15 protein-coding genes are annotated in these 15285 nt (G+C 65.4%); 9 read left to right on the top strand and 6 right to left on the bottom strand.

Annotated features, from left to right (window positions below; all coding sequences use genetic code 11):
• The first annotated feature begins 230 nt into the window (after positions 1-230).
• The 6 genes from BGP02_RS10275 (at position 231) to BGP02_RS10300 (ending at position 6968) form a co-directional block, all read left to right on the top strand.
• On the top strand, positions 231-1217 hold the full coding sequence (locus BGP02_RS10275) for a fumarylacetoacetate hydrolase family protein (protein ID WP_286798440.1): 987 nt from the start codon (positions 231-233) through the stop codon (positions 1215-1217).
• 276 nt (positions 1218-1493) lie between these two features.
• Complete coding sequence (locus tag BGP02_RS10280; protein WP_017233771.1) at positions 1494-2645, top strand: ABC transporter substrate-binding protein; 1152 nt, start codon at positions 1494-1496, stop codon at positions 2643-2645.
• 163 nt (positions 2646-2808) lie between these two features.
• Positions 2809-3630, top strand: coding sequence for an enoyl-CoA hydratase/isomerase family protein (locus BGP02_RS10285; protein ID WP_017233770.1), 822 nt, complete (start codon positions 2809-2811; stop codon positions 3628-3630).
• Positions 3631-3774: 144 nt separating this feature from the next.
• Positions 3775-4686, top strand: coding sequence for a PhaM family polyhydroxyalkanoate granule multifunctional regulatory protein (locus BGP02_RS10290; RefSeq protein ID WP_286798441.1), 912 nt, complete (start codon positions 3775-3777; stop codon positions 4684-4686).
• A gap of 122 nt (positions 4687-4808) precedes the next feature.
• A complete protein-coding gene (locus tag BGP02_RS10295; protein WP_017233768.1) occupies positions 4809-6098 on the top strand; it encodes a patatin-like phospholipase family protein in 1290 nt (429 codons plus the stop codon).
• Between the two features lie 27 nt (positions 6099-6125).
• Positions 6126-6968, top strand: a complete 843-nt coding sequence (locus BGP02_RS10300; protein ID WP_150562223.1) for an AraC family transcriptional regulator — start codon at positions 6126-6128, stop codon at positions 6966-6968.
• Between the two features lie 27 nt (positions 6969-6995).
• On the opposite strand, the gene BGP02_RS10305 is transcribed toward BGP02_RS10300, so the two are convergent.
• The 3 genes from BGP02_RS10305 to BGP02_RS10315 all read right to left on the bottom strand — a co-directional run bounded on the left by BGP02_RS10305 (position 6996) and on the right by BGP02_RS10315 (position 8897).
• On the bottom strand, positions 6996-7583 hold the full coding sequence (locus BGP02_RS10305; RefSeq protein WP_286798442.1) for a LysE family translocator: 588 nt from the start codon (positions 7581-7583) through the stop codon (positions 6996-6998).
• A gap of 113 nt (positions 7584-7696) precedes the next feature.
• Entirely contained in the window at positions 7697-8134 is a 438-nt protein-coding gene (locus BGP02_RS10310; RefSeq protein ID WP_017233765.1) for a nuclear transport factor 2 family protein, read from the bottom strand.
• 202 nt (positions 8135-8336) lie between these two features.
• Complete coding sequence (locus tag BGP02_RS10315) at positions 8337-8897, bottom strand: chalcone isomerase family protein (protein WP_261939325.1); 561 nt, start codon at positions 8895-8897, stop codon at positions 8337-8339.
• A 723-nt stretch (positions 8898-9620) separates the two neighbouring features.
• Between BGP02_RS10315 and BGP02_RS10320 the strand changes: the two genes are divergently transcribed.
• The 3 genes from BGP02_RS10320 (at position 9621) to BGP02_RS10330 (ending at position 12101) form a co-directional block, all read left to right on the top strand.
• The gene (locus BGP02_RS10320; protein ID WP_026131919.1) at positions 9621-10487 is read left to right on the top strand and encodes a ferritin family protein; all 867 of its coding nucleotides are present in this window, start codon (positions 9621-9623) and stop codon (positions 10485-10487) included.
• A gap of 106 nt (positions 10488-10593) precedes the next feature.
• Positions 10594-11097, top strand: coding sequence for a D-glycero-beta-D-manno-heptose 1-phosphate adenylyltransferase (gene rfaE2 / locus BGP02_RS10325; protein WP_017233762.1), 504 nt, complete (start codon positions 10594-10596; stop codon positions 11095-11097).
• Positions 11094-12101 (top strand): asparaginase, encoded by a 1008-nt coding sequence (locus BGP02_RS10330; protein WP_017233761.1) that lies wholly within the window; start codon positions 11094-11096, stop codon positions 12099-12101. The genes rfaE2 and BGP02_RS10330 overlap by 4 nt, the downstream gene beginning before the upstream one ends.
• Positions 12102-12122: 21 nt before the next feature.
• Here BGP02_RS10330 and BGP02_RS10335 read toward each other — a convergent pair whose 3' ends face one another.
• Genes BGP02_RS10335 through BGP02_RS10345 form a run of 3 tightly spaced genes read right to left on the bottom strand, consistent with a single transcriptional unit; the run spans position 12123 to position 15155 of the window.
• Entirely contained in the window at positions 12123-13067 is a 945-nt protein-coding gene (locus BGP02_RS10335) for an SPOR domain-containing protein (RefSeq protein ID WP_261939324.1), read from the bottom strand.
• Complete coding sequence (locus tag BGP02_RS10340; protein ID WP_083902291.1) at positions 13039-14160, bottom strand: type III pantothenate kinase; 1122 nt, start codon at positions 14158-14160, stop codon at positions 13039-13041. Before BGP02_RS10340 ends, BGP02_RS10335 begins: the two co-directional genes overlap by 29 nt.
• On the bottom strand, positions 14157-15155 hold the full coding sequence (locus BGP02_RS10345; RefSeq protein ID WP_083902290.1) for a biotin--[acetyl-CoA-carboxylase] ligase: 999 nt from the start codon (positions 15153-15155) through the stop codon (positions 14157-14159). Before BGP02_RS10345 ends, BGP02_RS10340 begins: the two co-directional genes overlap by 4 nt.
• Positions 15156-15285 lie beyond the last annotated feature (130 nt).

Consider the following 15285-nt stretch of genomic DNA (forward strand, 5'->3'; position numbering starts at 1 on the left):
AAGGAGCAATAAGGGCGAGACGGACAATGCGGGCGATTCCGACGTTTAGCGAGCGACGGCACGAGCCACAATCCACCGGAACGTCACGGGCTCAGGATCTCACATTGCGATGCACTCGGTTCGACAGATCGTGTCGGCGGCCGTTCAACGGGCGGGCGATGCCCTCAGGTAGAATCTTCGGCTTCACGCGCCATTCTATCGGGCCTCAGGGGGCCCGCAGACTCCATCCCATGAAACTCGCTACCCGCAAGGACGGCACCCGCGACGGCCAACTGATCGTCGTGTCGCGCGACCTGTCGAGCGCCTGCATTGCCGACGCCATCGCACCCACATTGCAACGCGTGCTCGACGACTGGACGTTCTACGCGCCTCAGCTCCAGACGCTCTACACCGAACTCAATCACCAGCGTGCGCGCAACGTCTTCGCGTTCGATCCGGCCGAATGCATGGCGCCGCTGCCGCGCGCGTACCAATGGGCCGACGGCTCGGCCTATGTGAACCACGTCGAGCTGGTGCGCCGCGCACGCGGGGCCGACATGCCGCCCGAATTCTGGACCGATCCGCTCATGTACCAGGGCGGCAGCGACGACTTCCTTGGACCGACGGACGACATCGTCTGCGCGTCCGAAGACTTCGGCATCGACTTCGAAGGCGAGGTTGCCGTGGTGACGTCGGATGTGCCGATGGGCGCCACCCCGGCACGCGCGCTCGAAGGCGTGCGTCTGTTGATGCTCGTCAACGACGTGAGCTTGCGCAACCTGATTCCCGCCGAACTGGCCAAGGGGTTCGGCTTCTTCCAGAGCAAACCGGCAAGCAGCTTCTCGCCGGTGGCCGTCACGCCCGACGAGCTGGGCGATGCCTGGCACGCTGGCCGGGTGCACCGGCCGCTTACCGTGAAGTGGAACGACAAGAAGTTCGGTGCGCCCGAATGCGGCGAAGACATGGTGTTCGACTTCGGCCAACTCGTGGCGCACGTGTGCAAGACGCGCAATGTGCGCGCGGGCACCATCGTGGGCTCGGGCACGATCTCCAATAAGGATCGCAGCCGCGGCAGCGCATGCATTGCCGAGAAGCGCATGCTGGAGACGATCGACAAGGGCGCGCCGGAGACCGCGTTCATGCGCTACGGCGATCGCGTGCGCATCGAAATGTTTGACGCGCAGGGCAAGTCGATCTTCGGCGCCATCGATCAGGCTGTCTCGCCGCTGGATGAGTGACTTCTTGTCGCCAACGCGGCGGGAAATGCCTGTGGGCCTTGAAAGTCGGCGTCCCGCGGGCCTTTGCGGCGTTCGCGGCGATGCGTCAATAGGGTGAACCCGGATATGGCGGGGAATTCCGGCTCCGCTATGCTTTGTCTCCTTGAGTCGGTTCGCACCCCTATCGGGTAGGCGAGCCGGCCCTAATTTTCGCCGGCGCGGCGCGAGGCCTCTTTTCCAGGGGGCCCGCGCAAGAGAAAAACCGAGCGCGGGCCAGACCAGATCAGGAGACTCTCCATGCGAAACCCCGTGCGCACTGCCCTGCTGGGTGCGATGTTGCTGGCGATGGCCGGCGGTGCTGCCGCTCAGGTCAAGATCGGCGTGAATATCTCTCTCACCGGGCCTGCCGCGTCACTTGGCATTCCCGAGCGCAACACGATCACGATGCTGCCGACCGAGATCGGTGGCCAGAAGGTCGAGTACATCATGCTCGACGACGCGTCGGATACCACGACCGCCGTTCAGAACACCAAGAAGCTCATCTCCGAGAATCATGTCGACGCCATCATCGGTTCGTCGATCACGCCGAACACGCTCGCGATGATCGACGTGATCGCCAGCGGCACGACGCCCACGATTTCGCTGGCATCGTCGGCCCGCATCATCGAACCGGTCGACGCCAAGCGTTATTGGATGTTCAAGACACCGCAGACCGACGCGCAGATGGCTTCAGCCATCGCCGAGCATGCGAGCCGTCATGGCGTGAAGACGATGGCGTTCATCGGTCAGGGGGACGCGCTGGGTGAAGCGTTCTACGAGGAAGTCGCCAAGTTCGCCGCTCTGCACAAGATCAAGATGGTCGCCAGCGAGCGCTTCGCCCGCACCGATCCGAGCGTGACGGGGCAGATCCTGAAGATCATGGCCGCGCACCCGGACGCCGTCGTCGTGGGCGCCGCCGGCACGCCGGCCGCGCTGCCGCCGAAGGCCTTGGCCGAGCGCGGCTACAAGGGGCTCGTGTATCACAACCACGGCGTGGGCAATAACGACTTCCTGCGCGTGTGCGGCAAGGATTGCAACAACACGTACCTGCCGGCGAGCCCGGTGCTCGTGGCGTCGCAACTGCCGAACGATCATCCGGCCAAGGCGGTGGCGCTCGACTACATCAAGAAGTACGAAGCCAAGTTCGGTGCCGGCACGGTGGCCGCCTTCGGTTCGTATGCATGGGATGCCGGCATTCTGCTCCAGCGCGCCATTCCGATCGCGCTGAAGACGGCCAAGCCGGGCACGCCGGAATTCCGCAAGGCGTTGCGCGACGCGCTCGAGACGAGCAAGAACATGCACGTCACGAATGGTGTGATCAACATGAGCCCGACCGATCACCTCGGCCTCGACCAGCGGGCCCGTGTGATGGTCGAAATCGAGAATGGCAAGTGGCAACTCGCGCCGTGAGTGCCGCGCGAAAGTTGTGAGTCCTGCCGATCTCGCATGACGGTGAGGCGGCCGACGCTGCGCGCATCCACCACAGATTGACCGTCGGTGGTATCGGCGTTGTCCGGTGCCGCCGTCTCCCCATCCCCGCTTGCGCGGGGATATTTTTTTGGAGCGGTAAGCCATGTCGCAAGACCCCTATCAACACTACCAGTCGCTGCAATTCAATCGGCATCCCAATGGCGTACTCGAACTCATCATGGGCGCCGGGGCGAACAAGAGCGGCCTGTCGACGGCCGACCATCGCATGCACCAGGAACTGGCCGATGTGTGGCGCGACATCGATCGCGACACCGAGACGCGCGCGGTCGTCATTCGAGGCGAAGGCAAGGGGTTCTCCGGCGGCGGCGACCTGTCGCTCGTGGAAGACATGGCCGACGATTTCGCCGTGCGCTCCCGCGTGTGGCGCGAAGCGCGCGATCTCGTCTACAACGTGATCAATTGCAGCAAGCCGATCGTCTCCGCCATGCACGGCCCGGCCGTGGGGGCCGGGTTGGTCGCGGGCCTGCTCGCGGACATCTCGATTGCCGCGAAGACGGCGCGCATCATCGACGGCCATACGCGGCTGGGGGTTGCGGCGGGCGATCATGCCGCCATCGTCTGGCCACTGCTCTGCGGCATGGCGAAGGCGAAGTACTACCTGCTGCTGTGCGAGCCGGTCACGGGCGAAGAGGCCGAGCGCATCGGGCTCGTGTCGCTCACCGTCGACGAGGCCGACCTGCTGCCGCGCGCGTTCGAAGTGGCCGACAAGCTGGCGCGTGGCTCGACCACGGCCATTCGCTGGACCAAGTACGCGCTCAACAACTGGTTGCGCAGCGCGGGGCCCTCGTTCGATGCGTCGCTCGCACTCGAATTCATGGGCTTCGCGGGGCCGGACGTGCGCGAAGGCATTGCGTCGCTGCGCGAGCGCCGCGCGCCGGATTACAGCGGCGACGCCCCGTTCTGACACACCACTGGCGCACGCTCGGCGTATGATCCATATCCATACGCCCTCCGCGCGCCGACGTGCGCGCAAAGGCGCTCAGGATGTGCGCGACTTGCCGGGATTGCCCCGCGGGCCGTGCGTCCCCGACCGTGACTGGAGACTGTAATGAGCGATTCGACGAGTGCCATGCCCAACGGCTTCGACATTCTCAAGAAGATGTGGGAAGCGTTCAGCCCGCCCGCGACATTCACCTCGCCGCTCACGCAGTTGATGCAGAGCGCGGCGCCATTGCTCGATCCCGACGAGATCGAGAATCGCATCGCCGAGATGCGAGCGGTGGAGCAGTGGCTCACGCTCAATCTGAATGTGCTGCGCTCGACGATCCAGGCCTTCGAAGTGCAACGGGCCACCTATGCCACGCTTCGCTCGTTCGGCACCGGCACCTTCGGCGCCGCGAGCGACGCGCAGGCGAGTGCGTCGCCGTTCGGACAGGCGGGCGCGGCGAACTTCTGGCGCTCGCCGTTTGCCGCCGAGGCGCCGGCGCAAGACGTCGAGCCGCAGGCGAGCGCACCGGAACCCGAGCCGGAACCGGATCCGCAACCGGAACCCAAGGCGGCCGCGGCCGAGGAAGCCCCGGCGGGCGGCGACACACAGTCGCCGTTCGCGCAGGCGGGCAACGCTTATGGTGCGTTGGACCCGTCGCTTTGGTTCAACGCCATGCGCACGCAGTTCGACCAGATTGCCGCTGCTGCGCAGGCGGCCGGTGTATCTGCGGCACAAATGACGGAAGCCGCCGCGGCGCAAATGTCGGATGCCGCTGCCAAGGCGACGCAGAGCGCACCGGCAAAACCCGCAAAGCCCACGCAGGCGTCTGGCCAGGCCACGGCAAAGGCCGGCACCGCCAAGCGGGCGGCGGGTACGAGCAAGGCGGCGGGCAAGACCGCTGCCAAGCGTGCGCCGGCCAGCAAGACGCCGCCGGCGAAGTCGGCCGCGGCAAAAACGTCTGCCAAGACGTCGGCGAAGGCCGCGCCCGCCGCAGGCAAGACGCCGGGTAAGCAGGCCGCCTGGAAGTGGTAGGGCGGTCGCACGAACGGCACATGCGGTAGACGCGACGACGGCTTCGGTCACGGCGATAGCGATAGCGACAACGACAACGACAACGACAACCACAACGTTGACCACGGCGGGAGGAGGCCCCCATGATTTCAGGCGAACGTACCGGCCTCGTCCTGATGGGCGGTGGCGCACGCGCGGGGTATCAGGTGGGCGTGCTGGCCGCGATCGCCGCGATCCAACGCGAGGTTCTGCCGTCGCGTCGCGCGATTCCGTTTCCCATTGTCTGTGGCACCTCGGCCGGCGCGATCAATGCTGCCGCGCTCGCGTCGCACGCCGACGATTTCCAGCATGGGGTCATGAAGCTGGACGCGGTGTGGCGTCAATTTCACGCCGGTCAGGTGTTCCGCGCGGACTCGCTGGGCATGGCGGGCACCGGGGCACGCTGGCTGGCGGCGCTTTCGCTCGGTTGGGCGCTGCGTCGCTCACCGCGCTCGCTGTTCGATTGGTCGCCACTCGGCGACATGTTGCGCAGTGCGATCCGTCTCGATCGACTGCCCGACGTGTTCGCGTCGGGGGCGCTCGAGGCTTTGTCGGTGACGGCGCTTTCGTACTCGTCGGGCAAGCATGTCACCTTCTACCAGAGCGCCGAGCCGATTCAGGCCTGGAAGCGTTCGCTGCGCCTGGCGCGCGCGGTGCCGCTGAGCGTGCAGCACTTGCTGGCATCGAGTGCGATCCCGTTTCTTTTCCCCGCCGTCGAGCTCGATCTCGACGGGCAGCCCGAGTATTTCGGCGACGGATCGATGCGCCAGATTGCACCGCTCAGTCCACCGATCCATCTGGGCGCCACCCGCATCCTCATCATTGGCGCGGCGCACGGACAGTACGGACTCGACAGCAGCGGCGAGCGCATCGGTGGCTATCCCAGTCTGGCGCAGATCGGCGGGCAGGCGCTCGCAAGCGTGTTCATCGACGGCCTGTCGGCGGATCTGGAACGCCTCCAGCACATCAACAATGTGTTGCGGCATGTGCCCGAGGCGCAACGCGAATCCAGCGGCTGGCGGCCCATCGAGACGCTTTTGATCTCGCCAAGCCAGCGCATCGAGCCGATTGCAGCGCGTCATCTGCAGCAGTTGCCGCGGGCCGTTCGTACGATCCTCGGCGCGATCGGGGCGGACGAAGCGCGCGGCGCGGCCTTCGCCAGCTACCTGCTGTTCGAGTCGTCTTATACGCAGGAACTCATTGCGCTGGGCGAGGCCGACGCCTACGCGCAGCGCGACGCGATTGCCGCATGGCTCGTGGCGGAAGCGGATGGCACGAGCCCGCTCCATCGTGTCGAGGCCGGCGCGGTCGGGGGCGGCGGATTGCCGGCGAATTCACCGCTATCGGCGGAGTCGCCCGCCGCCGTGGCGGATACTGGCAAGCCGGCCGCATGAGTTGTTGTCCTCACTGATCCCGCCCCTATGTCGAAATCCACTGTTGCGTGTCCGTACCCGTCGACGTTCTGGCGCGATCCGGCGCTGCCGTTTCTCGAAGCGCGAGAGGTGCGCGATGGGCGTCGCGTCTGCTACGCGTTGCACAGCCATGAGACGTTTTCCATCGGCGCCGTGACGGGAGGGCGTAGTACCTATCGGAATGGTCGGGCACACGAGACGGTGGGCCGCGGCAGCGTTGTCGTGATGAACCCTGACGCGGTGCATGCTTGCAATCCCATTGACGACGAGGCGTGGGCCTATCGGATGCTGTTCGTCGACACGGCGTGGTTGCGCGAAACGCAGCGGGAACTGGGTTTCGGGCATGGACAGGATCTGCATTTGTTCGACCCGATGTCCGCTGACGATCCGGTGTTGTACCGGGGGCTTAACCGGCTCTATGACGTTTGCACCGACGCGACGCGCGACCGGCTTGAGCGCGAGAGCGTGGTGCAGCAGTTTTTCATCGACGTGCATGAGCGGTTGAACCCTGCGCCGCAACCGATGCGGGACGACTCGCACAAGCTGCGCCGCGCCGCCGATTTCATCCGTGCGCACTGCACAGAGGCGCTGACGCTTGCGCAGATCTGCGCGGCGGCGGGCCTGTCGGCCTCTTATCTGACACGCGTCTTTCGAGAGCAATACGGACTCACGCCGCACGCCTTTCTCATGGACCAGCGGATTCAATATGCACGGCGCCGACTGCGTCGTGGACATGCCATTGCCGAGGTGGCGCTCGATGCGGGCTTCGCGGACCAGGCGCATTTCCAACGCGCCTTCAAACAACGCCTCGCCACGACGCCGGGGCATTACCGGGAGCCGCACGCAGCGTGATTCGACGCCGCGAAGGCGCATGTTTCCTTAGCTGGTCGCGACAAGATACACGGCACTTCCCGCCAACAGCGCCGCCATCGCGCAGTTCAGACGCCGCACGCGCCGCGCGTCGCGCATGCGATGACGCAACATCGCACCCGCGGCGGCCCAGCATCCCACCGAGCACCAGCAAACGACAAAGTAGATCGCAGCGAATTGCCAGATGCGCGCGGGATCACCTGCCGTGTACGCGCCCATTCCGGCCAGCGCCGCGAGCCAGGCTTTCGGATTGAGCCACTGCATGACGGCGCCTTTCGATATTGTCGGGCCACGCTGCGTGTCGGCGTCGTTCAACACGCCGTTATCGATCGCCAGTTTGTAGGCCATATAAAGCAGGAACGCCACGCCGAACCACTGAATCGCGCGCATCAGTACGGGCATCCGGTGCAGTAACTCGTGCACGCCGAAGCCGACCGCAACGAGCAACGCGACGAAGCCCACCGTCGCACCGGTCACGTGACGCAGGCTCGGTCCGAGGCCATAGCGCGCGCCCGCGCCCAGCGCCACGACATTGACCGGACCCGGCGTGATCGAAGCGGCCAGTGCGAACGCGGCCATTGAATAGAAAAGTGTCATCGGATCCCTCGATACTGAAGAAAGCGGGTGAAGCGAGGTTCCGAATGTAGGCGGCGACGGACGCCGTGTATTGAAGAAAACTGCCCTCTGGCAAATGGCCGCGTGCCGACGTCTCAACGAAACAGTCGATGGCGTAGCCAACGCAATAAACGTCCAAAGATGGGGAGCTTGACGTAGATATCTTCAGTGGCGTCCCAATAGTCGCGCTGATAGGCCACGCGTCCGTCCACAGCGAGACGCAGGTGCGATGCGCCATGAATGACCTGTTCGTCGTCAAGCCACCGTTTGGTATGGAAATGCAGATTCCACACCAGCAGCGCCTGATTGTGTTGCAGCAGCGTGGCGGTAAATTCAATGCGCGGCACGTCGACACGCTCGAATAGGTGCGTGAGCAGCGTCGCCACTTCGGCGGCGCTGCGCACCTCGTGCAGCGGCGTCTTGAGATAGACGTTGGGCGCGTAGAACTCGCCCAGATTCCCGACGCTTTGGCGGGTGAGGGTCTCGAAGTAGCGCGTCAGGCGCGTGAGCGCAGCCGCATGATCGATATCCATAGGCATGCTCGCGTGGGCGCCTGGACAGCGCGATTCGATGGACCCGTCCATGGCCGGGGCGGGGCCGCTCTCCGTCATCCCGGGCGCGCGGCGTCGGGATCGGCTTTCGGTCAATTATCAACGGCAACGCACGTTTGCACCGCGATGTTGCAGCGTGCGTGGCGCGGATGAGACACCCGACGGCGTCGGCCGCCCCGGCGACCTATCGCGCGTCGCTGATCAATTCGGCGCGAAGGTCGGGGGCACTGGTGCGCGGATCCAGCCATATGGCGAAAAAAGCACGGCCGAAGGCGTCGCCCGCGATTTGACCGATCAGTTTGCCGTCCGAGAAGAACCGCGTGCCGTCGCCGGGCAGGAACACGCCGGTCAAGTGCTGCCCGGCCGTCACGTCGGGCAGGATGCGCGCCAGTTCTTCGGCCCAGCGCTCCCGTTGCGCATCGGTGGCCACTTGCAGCTTGGTCATTTCGATCAGACTGCGCTGCACGAGCGTATGAGATTTGAAACTGCGCGCGTAGCGCAGATCGAGCACCAGCGGATGCGCACTCCAGTTCGCGCTGACGCGCTCGGCGCCTGAGAAGAGTTCCGCGTCGTAGAGATGAAAACCCAGGCGCGTGAAGGAGCCGTGGCCGACCAGATGGGCGGTGGGGATTTCTTGCGACGCGAGTTGCCCGGCGTCGAACGCCAGGGCGCCGGGGGCCGTTGCCACCGTCGCCAGAAAGCAGACGGTGCGTAGCCATGCGGCAAGTGCGGGACGAGTGGGCATGCTCGGCTCCTTATCGGTCAAGGATCCAGTCGAGTCGGTAGGCCCGTTGGCGGCGCATGGCTCGTTCTGCCGGTGCGCCGGCCGATACAACGTGTTGCGTATTTGCGACTGAGAACTTTCCTCAAAGCGCGGCGCGGAAAAAGGAAACGTCGGCGTCGGCAGGGATGGGGGCTGTCACCCGGTCGCACTTACGGAACGATTGATTTCAGCGTAGACCATCGGACGCCGCGCGCGCAGGCCCATGGCACAAGGGCAAACCCTGACGCGCTGCCGTGATGTCCGCATTCGCAGGCGTTGATGCTCAACACGCCCAAGCGGCTGGCCACGCGCCGGGCTGGCCGCCGAAGGTGTGTCGGAAAGCCTGTCGCCCATTGAGCATAGGTGCTTTGCGTGACAATTTGACGGGCGTCAACATTACGACGCATTACTGTCACGCGAGGGGCGACGTTGGCGGGATTAAACGGCTTTTATGTTATGATTCAAGAGTTTGGCCATATTTTAGTAGGCTCGCTCTAAGCCATATCGCCAGGATGCGGCCAGATTACAGGCGTTAATTCGTCGTCCTTCAGCGACGGCAGGGTTCAAGACGTGAAGTCGGACGGCGGGGGCCGCCCACGACACGCTCACCGTTTTGTCTGTCGAAATTCGGCGTAAACTTTCACAATACTATCTTGAGTCCTGGTGTAAGGTCTCGCGACCTTGGGGGTAATTGAAATGAACGAAATGCTGTATCCCGAACTGTACAAGTCGTTGGAGGCAGTGCGTTGGAACATGGAGAAGGACATTCCGTGGGACAAGTTCGACGCAAGCCAACTCTCCGACGATCAGGCGCGCACCATCAAGATGAATGCCATCACGGAATGGGCGGCGCTGCCGGCCACCGAGATGTTTCTGCGCGACAACCGTGACGACAGCGATTTCTCCGCGTTCATGAGCGTTTGGTTCTTCGAAGAGCAGAAGCACTCGCTGGTGCTCATGGAATACCTGCGCCGCTTCCGCCCGGACCTCGTGCCGACCGAAGCCGAGCTGCACGCCGTGCGCTTCCCGTTCGATCCGGCCCCGCCGCTCGAGACACTGATGCTGCACTTCTGCGGCGAAATTCGCCTGAATCACTGGTATCGCCGTGCGGCCGAATGGCACACCGAGCCGGTCATCAAGGCCATCTACGAAATCATCTCGCGCGACGAAGCGCGTCATGGCGGCGCTTATCTGCGCTACATGAAGAAGGCACTGACGAGCTTCGGCGATAACGCGCGCGCCGCGTTCGCGAAGATCGGCGTGCTGATGGCGTCGGCGCGTCGCACCGAAAAGCCGCTGCACCCGACCAACCTGCACGTGAACAAGGACCTGTTCCCGAACGACACGGTGCAATCGCGTTTGCCGGAACCGGAGTGGCTCGAACACTGGCTCGACGAGCAAATCAAGTTCGACGACAGTTGGGAGAAGAAGGTCGTCGAGCGTATTCTGCACAACATGTCGTTGCTGTTCGAGCACACGTTCGCGACGGCGCAGGACTTGAACCGTTACCGCAAGGAAATCACCAGCCGTCTGGCGGCAGTGGCCGCACCGGCCGTAGCCACGGCATCGTAATCGCGCGTTCGGCGCCGACGGTATCGACAGGAAAGGGGCTTCGGCCCCTTTTTTGTTGCCACATACGCGGCGTGGGACAATAGCGCATCTATTTCGAACGATCGTCATGTCCGCTTCCCAAGTCATTCCTCCGGCCGATTTCGAGGCCAAGATTCTCCCGCGCGAGGCGCTCGCCGCATTGGCGCCGACGCTGCCGCGACCGCTGGTGTTCACCAACGGCGTGTTCGACATCTTGCATCGCGGTCACGTGACCTATCTCGCGCAGGCGCGCGCGTTGGGGGCGTGCCTCATCGTCGGGGTGAACAGCGACGCCTCGGTGCGCACGCTCGGCAAAGGCGACGACCGGCCGATCAATAATGAAAACGACCGCGCCGCACTGCTGGCGGCGTTGCAAAGCGTCGACTATGTCGTGACGTTCGGCGAATCGACGCCCGAGGCGCTGATTGCCGCCGTGCGTCCCGACATTCTCGTCAAAGGCGGCGACTACGAGATGGACACGCTGCCGGAGTCTGCGCTCGTGCGTGGCTGGGGCGGCAAGGCGTTGGCCATTCCGTTCGAACATCAGCGCTCGACGACGTCGCTGCTCAAGAAGGTGCGCGCCCAATCATGAATCTGGCCCCGCTCGTTGAAGTCACGCGCGGCGCGATGGGCGTCGATACCGTCGAGTGCGTGCATTACGGCGCCGTAGCGGTGGTCGACGCGCAAGGGCACTTGCGATACGCCGCAGGCGACCCGTCGTTTCTGACGTTTTCGCGCTCCACGCTCAAGCCCTTTCAGGCGCTGCCGTTCGTCGAGGGCGACGGCGTCGCGCATTTCGGTCTGACGCAGCCGGAGCTGGCGCTACTGTGCGCGAGCCACTCCGGTGAGGCGTTTCACGTCGATGGTGTGAAAAGCCTACTGAGCAAGGCGGGTTGCGACGAGCATCATTTGCAGTGCGGCTGTCACATGCCGACGTTTTACTCCGCCACCGGAAAACGTGCCCCGGCGGATCTGAAGCCGACGTCGCTGCATCACAACTGTTCGGGCAAGCATGCGGGCTTTCTCGCGTATTGCGCGCAGCACGGCTTGCCGCTCGATACCTACCTGGATCCGGCGCATCCGCTGCAACAGGCGATTCGCGCACGCGTCGGCGATGTCGTCGGCGTGAAGGGCGAGACGCTGGCGTTGGGCATCGACGGATGCTCCGCGCCGAACTACGCGTTGCCGCTCGACAGGCTCGCTGCCGCGTACGCCCGACTCGCCGCGAGCGACGACGCGGCACTCTCGACCTTGTTCGCCGCCATGACGCAGCAGCCGGAGATGGTGTCCGGCACGGCGCGCAACGATCTGGCGTTCATGCGCATGGCGCCCGGGGACTGGGTGGCCAAGATCGGCGCCGATGGCGTGCAGACGATCGGCGTTCGCTCGGCGGGCCTGGGCATTGCCATCAAAGTTGTCGACGGCAATATGCGTGCGCTATATACCGCAGCGGTGGCCGTACTCAAGGCTCTCGGGTTGGTCGAGTCGCCCGAGGCGACCGGACTGGCGCCGTGGGTGTCGCCGATCGTCAAGAACGCACGGGGTATCCAGACCGGGATTGTGCGGCCGGTCGTGTCGTTGAAGCGCGTCGGCTGAGCCAGGCGCAGGCCGGTTCAATTACCCCGGCGCGCTACCGGCCGGGGCGGGGCATGTCCGCACCCACTGCGCCGTCCATTGTTGTGTCACGACGCCGCGAATCTGGGCGGCCGCGTTCGCGTTGATGCCGACAATCCGGTAGACGATCCGGCTCTTGGCATTGGGCCTTTCGCTCAGTTGCGGCGTGATGCCTCGCTTCTGCGCGGCGGTCATCAAGCGCACCGCACGCTCCTTGTCGTTGAACAGTCCGAGCGAGACGACGAGCGTCGAGCCTTCGCCGTTGAGCAGGAAATACTCCGTCACCCCTGCTGCACGCAATTGCGCAACCTGTTTATCGGCGGCGGGTTTGTTGGGCACCGGATCGAGATGTACCCAGTACCGCTTGTCGAGCGCCACCGATTGAATGTCACCTTGCCCTGAAGGCAGCGCGGCGAGCAAAAGGCCGCGCGCTTGCTGCGCGTCGTTGGCGGCGAACGGGCCGACTTCCAGACAGATGGGCGCGACCTTCGCGGCGGCGGCCTGCGAAGCCGCCGCATCGCCCGATACCGCGTTCGTTGTCGCGGCGGCGACGGCCCGGCTTGCGGCCATCGTCGTCAATGCCGACTCGGACGTTCCGGGGCTGGAAGACCCTGCCGATGCGGCGGTCGCCCCTGAAGCGCCTGAAGCGCCTGAAGCGCCGGCCGACGTCGCCGCTCCTGAGGCTTGCGATTCGTGTCTCCCGCCCGACGCACCGACAGGGAGGGAGGCGGCGGGCGACTGACCGCTGATCGCTGCTCCGGTCAAGCGGATTCGCTCCGGTTCGAGTTGCCTTTCGACCCGCGCCGGTTCGCGGCCGGTGGCAGGCAGCACATCGTGCCATTTCAGCCAGCCGAACTGCACAGCGGCGAGTGCTGCATTCGCCGCGAGAAACATGACAAGCAACAGCGCACGCAACATCTCAAGCACCCCCGGGGGATGGATCGGCATCTTGCGATGGGGATACCGAAATATCGGTCATGTGGGGGGCGGATGTCGCGCTCGCCGCTGCGCCGCACTCGGCAGCCCGAAGCGCCACCTCGTATAAGCCGGCCGGTACCAGTTGATCGTGTTCGGTAACGGGCATGGTCAGGGTGTGCGCGAGCGCCTGGCGTGCGCCGCCCGAGAGCACGCAACGCACGGGTGCGCCGAGTTGTGCCTGCAGTTGTGCGTGACTGCGCTCGACCAGGCCGGCTTGCGCCGCGGCGCATCCGCGCAGGATGGCATCGGTCGTGCTGCATGCGAATGCTTGTCCGCCGGTTGGCATGGTGGCGTCGAGCGTCGGCAATTGTGCGGTACCGTGGGCCAGCGACTGGAGCATCAGTGCGGGCCCCGGGGCGATCAGCCCGCCGAGATAATCGCCGTCGGCACACAAGGCTTCGACGGTGGTGGCCGTGCCCAACGTGACGATCAGCAGATGTTCGCCCGGCCACGCGGCGTGCGCGCCGATCAGGCTGGCCCAGCGGTCGCTGCCGAGCTGTGTGGGGACTTGATAACCATTGCGCACCCCCGCTCGCGATTCGCTGGCGCGCAAGACCTGCAGCCAATCGGTCGACGCCATGCCCCACAGCGTTTGCAGTGTCATGCGCACGGCTTGTTCCGCGGGTTCGCCCGCCACATTGGCAAGCCAGACACCCGCGGGTGCAGGGCAGACGAAGCTTTCGTCCTGTCGGCCCTGGCCGGTGGCGAGCGGTGCCATGTTCGGCGCGAAGTGAGCCTCTCCCGAGCCCGAGACCAGCGCGGCCCAGCCCGCGCGAATTTGCGTGGCGAGCGTGCGCCATTCGGCGTGATCGACCGCACCGCTGGCCAGAAAGGACGGCGCCGCTGCGCTCCAACCCTCTGGGCGCACGGCCGGCGCAAGCGCCCATTTGATCCGGCTGTTGCCGGCATCGACGAGCAGCCAAGGTGCACCGTCAGCGCTGCTTGCGCCCTGTGTGTCGAGGCTGCCGCGCGATGTCTTCGCAAGGCGAGTGTCCGCCGCCGTTGCCGCGGACTTCGCGGTGTCCACCGGTCGTGGGGGCGGCGTCTGTCGGGCGGCGCTCATCCACGGCCCCGTTGGGCGTCACGCGTGCCGGACGCATCGAGCAATCGCACGGAGACTTCTCCGCTGGCAATCGTGCGCTCGCCGTCAGGGGTCGCGACGCGCAGCCGACCTTGCGAGTCGACGCCGAGCGCCACGCCCTGCAACAGATCGCGACCATTTTCGATGACGCGAATCGACGCTCCGCCATAGGCGTGCATGGCTTCCCAGTCGTCACGGAAGACACCGAAACGATGCACGGCGAAGCGATTCAGCATGGTGGCGAGACGCTGGACCAATGCGATCAACACCGTCGACATATCCGGATCGACCAGCACCGATTCGAGCGCCGCCGGCGGCGTGACCGGCACGGCGGCAGATGAGGTCGTGCCGTCGTCGGAAGGCGCGGCGTTGTCGATGCGGGCGGCGACGTCCGCAGCCCGCCGAAGATTGACCCCGATGCCGATCACGACGCCGATGCGGCCCGGTCCGGCCGGGAGCGTCTCGATCAGGATGCCCGCCAGCTTGCCGCCGCGCAGCAGCACATCGTTGGGCCATTTGAGGCCGAGCGCGTGCGGCGCCGACAGCGGCAGATCAGAGAGCCCTTCCACCACCGCGACGCCTGTCGCAAGCGACAACCCGGCCAGTTCGGCCGGTCCGCCAGGCATCGTATAGGCGAGCGAAAACGTCAGGCTGTCGCCCGGCACGCTCTGCCATGCGCGGCCACGTTGTCCGCGACCGCCCGTCTGGCGCATCGCGGCGCGCAGCAGGGGCGCGCACGACGCGTCCCGGCGAAGGCGGGTCAGCAGATCGAGGTTCGTGGAGCCCGTGGTCTCGACCACGTCGATCTGCCAGTCGCGGCAAGTGGCGGCCAGCGCCGAGCGAATTCGGTCGCCATCGAGCTGGCGGGATGCGGTGTCGCGCGACGGCTCGCCACCCGCGTCGGCGGGGCGTTCAGACGAATCCGCCGCCATAGGGGCGAGGGGGGCGTTCGGCGAGGAGGGCGCGGCTTTATTCATGGTTGCTATTGTAGCGGCGAGGCCGGCGCCGCGCCGGTCTGCACTGCCGTCGTCCCCGTTTTTCGGTATTGTCCGAGGACCCGATCGGCCAGCGCCGACGCGTTTTCAGCCTGCGCCGGGTTGCCATCGA

This window comes from Pandoraea sp. 64-18 (assembly GCF_001899225.1).
Classification (GTDB): Bacteria; Pseudomonadota; Gammaproteobacteria; order Burkholderiales; family Burkholderiaceae; genus Pandoraea; species Pandoraea cepalis.

Excerpts from the sequence above, each read along its gene's own strand:
- BGP02_RS10310 (WP_017233765.1), bottom strand. The coding sequence starts at position 8,134 with ATGGATATCGATCATGCGGCTGCGCTCACGCGCCTGACGCGCTACTTC.
- BGP02_RS10300 (WP_150562223.1), top strand. The coding sequence starts at position 6,126 with ATGTCGAAATCCACTGTTGCGTGTCCGTACCCGTCGACGTTCTGGCGC.
- rfaE2 (WP_017233762.1), top strand. The coding sequence starts at position 10,594 with ATGTCCGCTTCCCAAGTCATTCCTCCGGCCGATTTCGAGGCCAAGATT.
- BGP02_RS10275 (WP_286798440.1), top strand. The coding sequence starts at position 231 with ATGAAACTCGCTACCCGCAAGGACGGCACCCGCGACGGCCAACTGATC.
- BGP02_RS10305 (WP_286798442.1), bottom strand. The coding sequence starts at position 7,583 with ATGACACTTTTCTATTCAATGGCCGCGTTCGCACTGGCCGCTTCGATC.
- BGP02_RS10335 (WP_261939324.1), bottom strand. The coding sequence starts at position 13,067 with ATGCCGATCCATCCCCCGGGGGTGCTTGAGATGTTGCGTGCGCTGTTG.
- BGP02_RS10295 (WP_017233768.1), top strand. The coding sequence starts at position 4,809 with ATGATTTCAGGCGAACGTACCGGCCTCGTCCTGATGGGCGGTGGCGCA.
- BGP02_RS10290 (WP_286798441.1), top strand. The coding sequence starts at position 3,775 with ATGAGCGATTCGACGAGTGCCATGCCCAACGGCTTCGACATTCTCAAG.
- BGP02_RS10345 (WP_083902290.1), bottom strand. The coding sequence starts at position 15,155 with ATGAATAAAGCCGCGCCCTCCTCGCCGAACGCCCCCCTCGCCCCTATG.
- BGP02_RS10315 (WP_261939325.1), bottom strand. The coding sequence starts at position 8,897 with ATGCCCACTCGTCCCGCACTTGCCGCATGGCTACGCACCGTCTGCTTT.
- BGP02_RS10280 (WP_017233771.1), top strand. The coding sequence starts at position 1,494 with ATGCGAAACCCCGTGCGCACTGCCCTGCTGGGTGCGATGTTGCTGGCG.
- BGP02_RS10285 (WP_017233770.1), top strand. The coding sequence starts at position 2,809 with ATGTCGCAAGACCCCTATCAACACTACCAGTCGCTGCAATTCAATCGG.
- BGP02_RS10340 (WP_083902291.1), bottom strand. The coding sequence starts at position 14,160 with ATGAGCGCCGCCCGACAGACGCCGCCCCCACGACCGGTGGACACCGCG.
- BGP02_RS10330 (WP_017233761.1), top strand. The coding sequence starts at position 11,094 with ATGAATCTGGCCCCGCTCGTTGAAGTCACGCGCGGCGCGATGGGCGTC.
- BGP02_RS10320 (WP_026131919.1), top strand. The coding sequence starts at position 9,621 with ATGCTGTATCCCGAACTGTACAAGTCGTTGGAGGCAGTGCGTTGGAAC.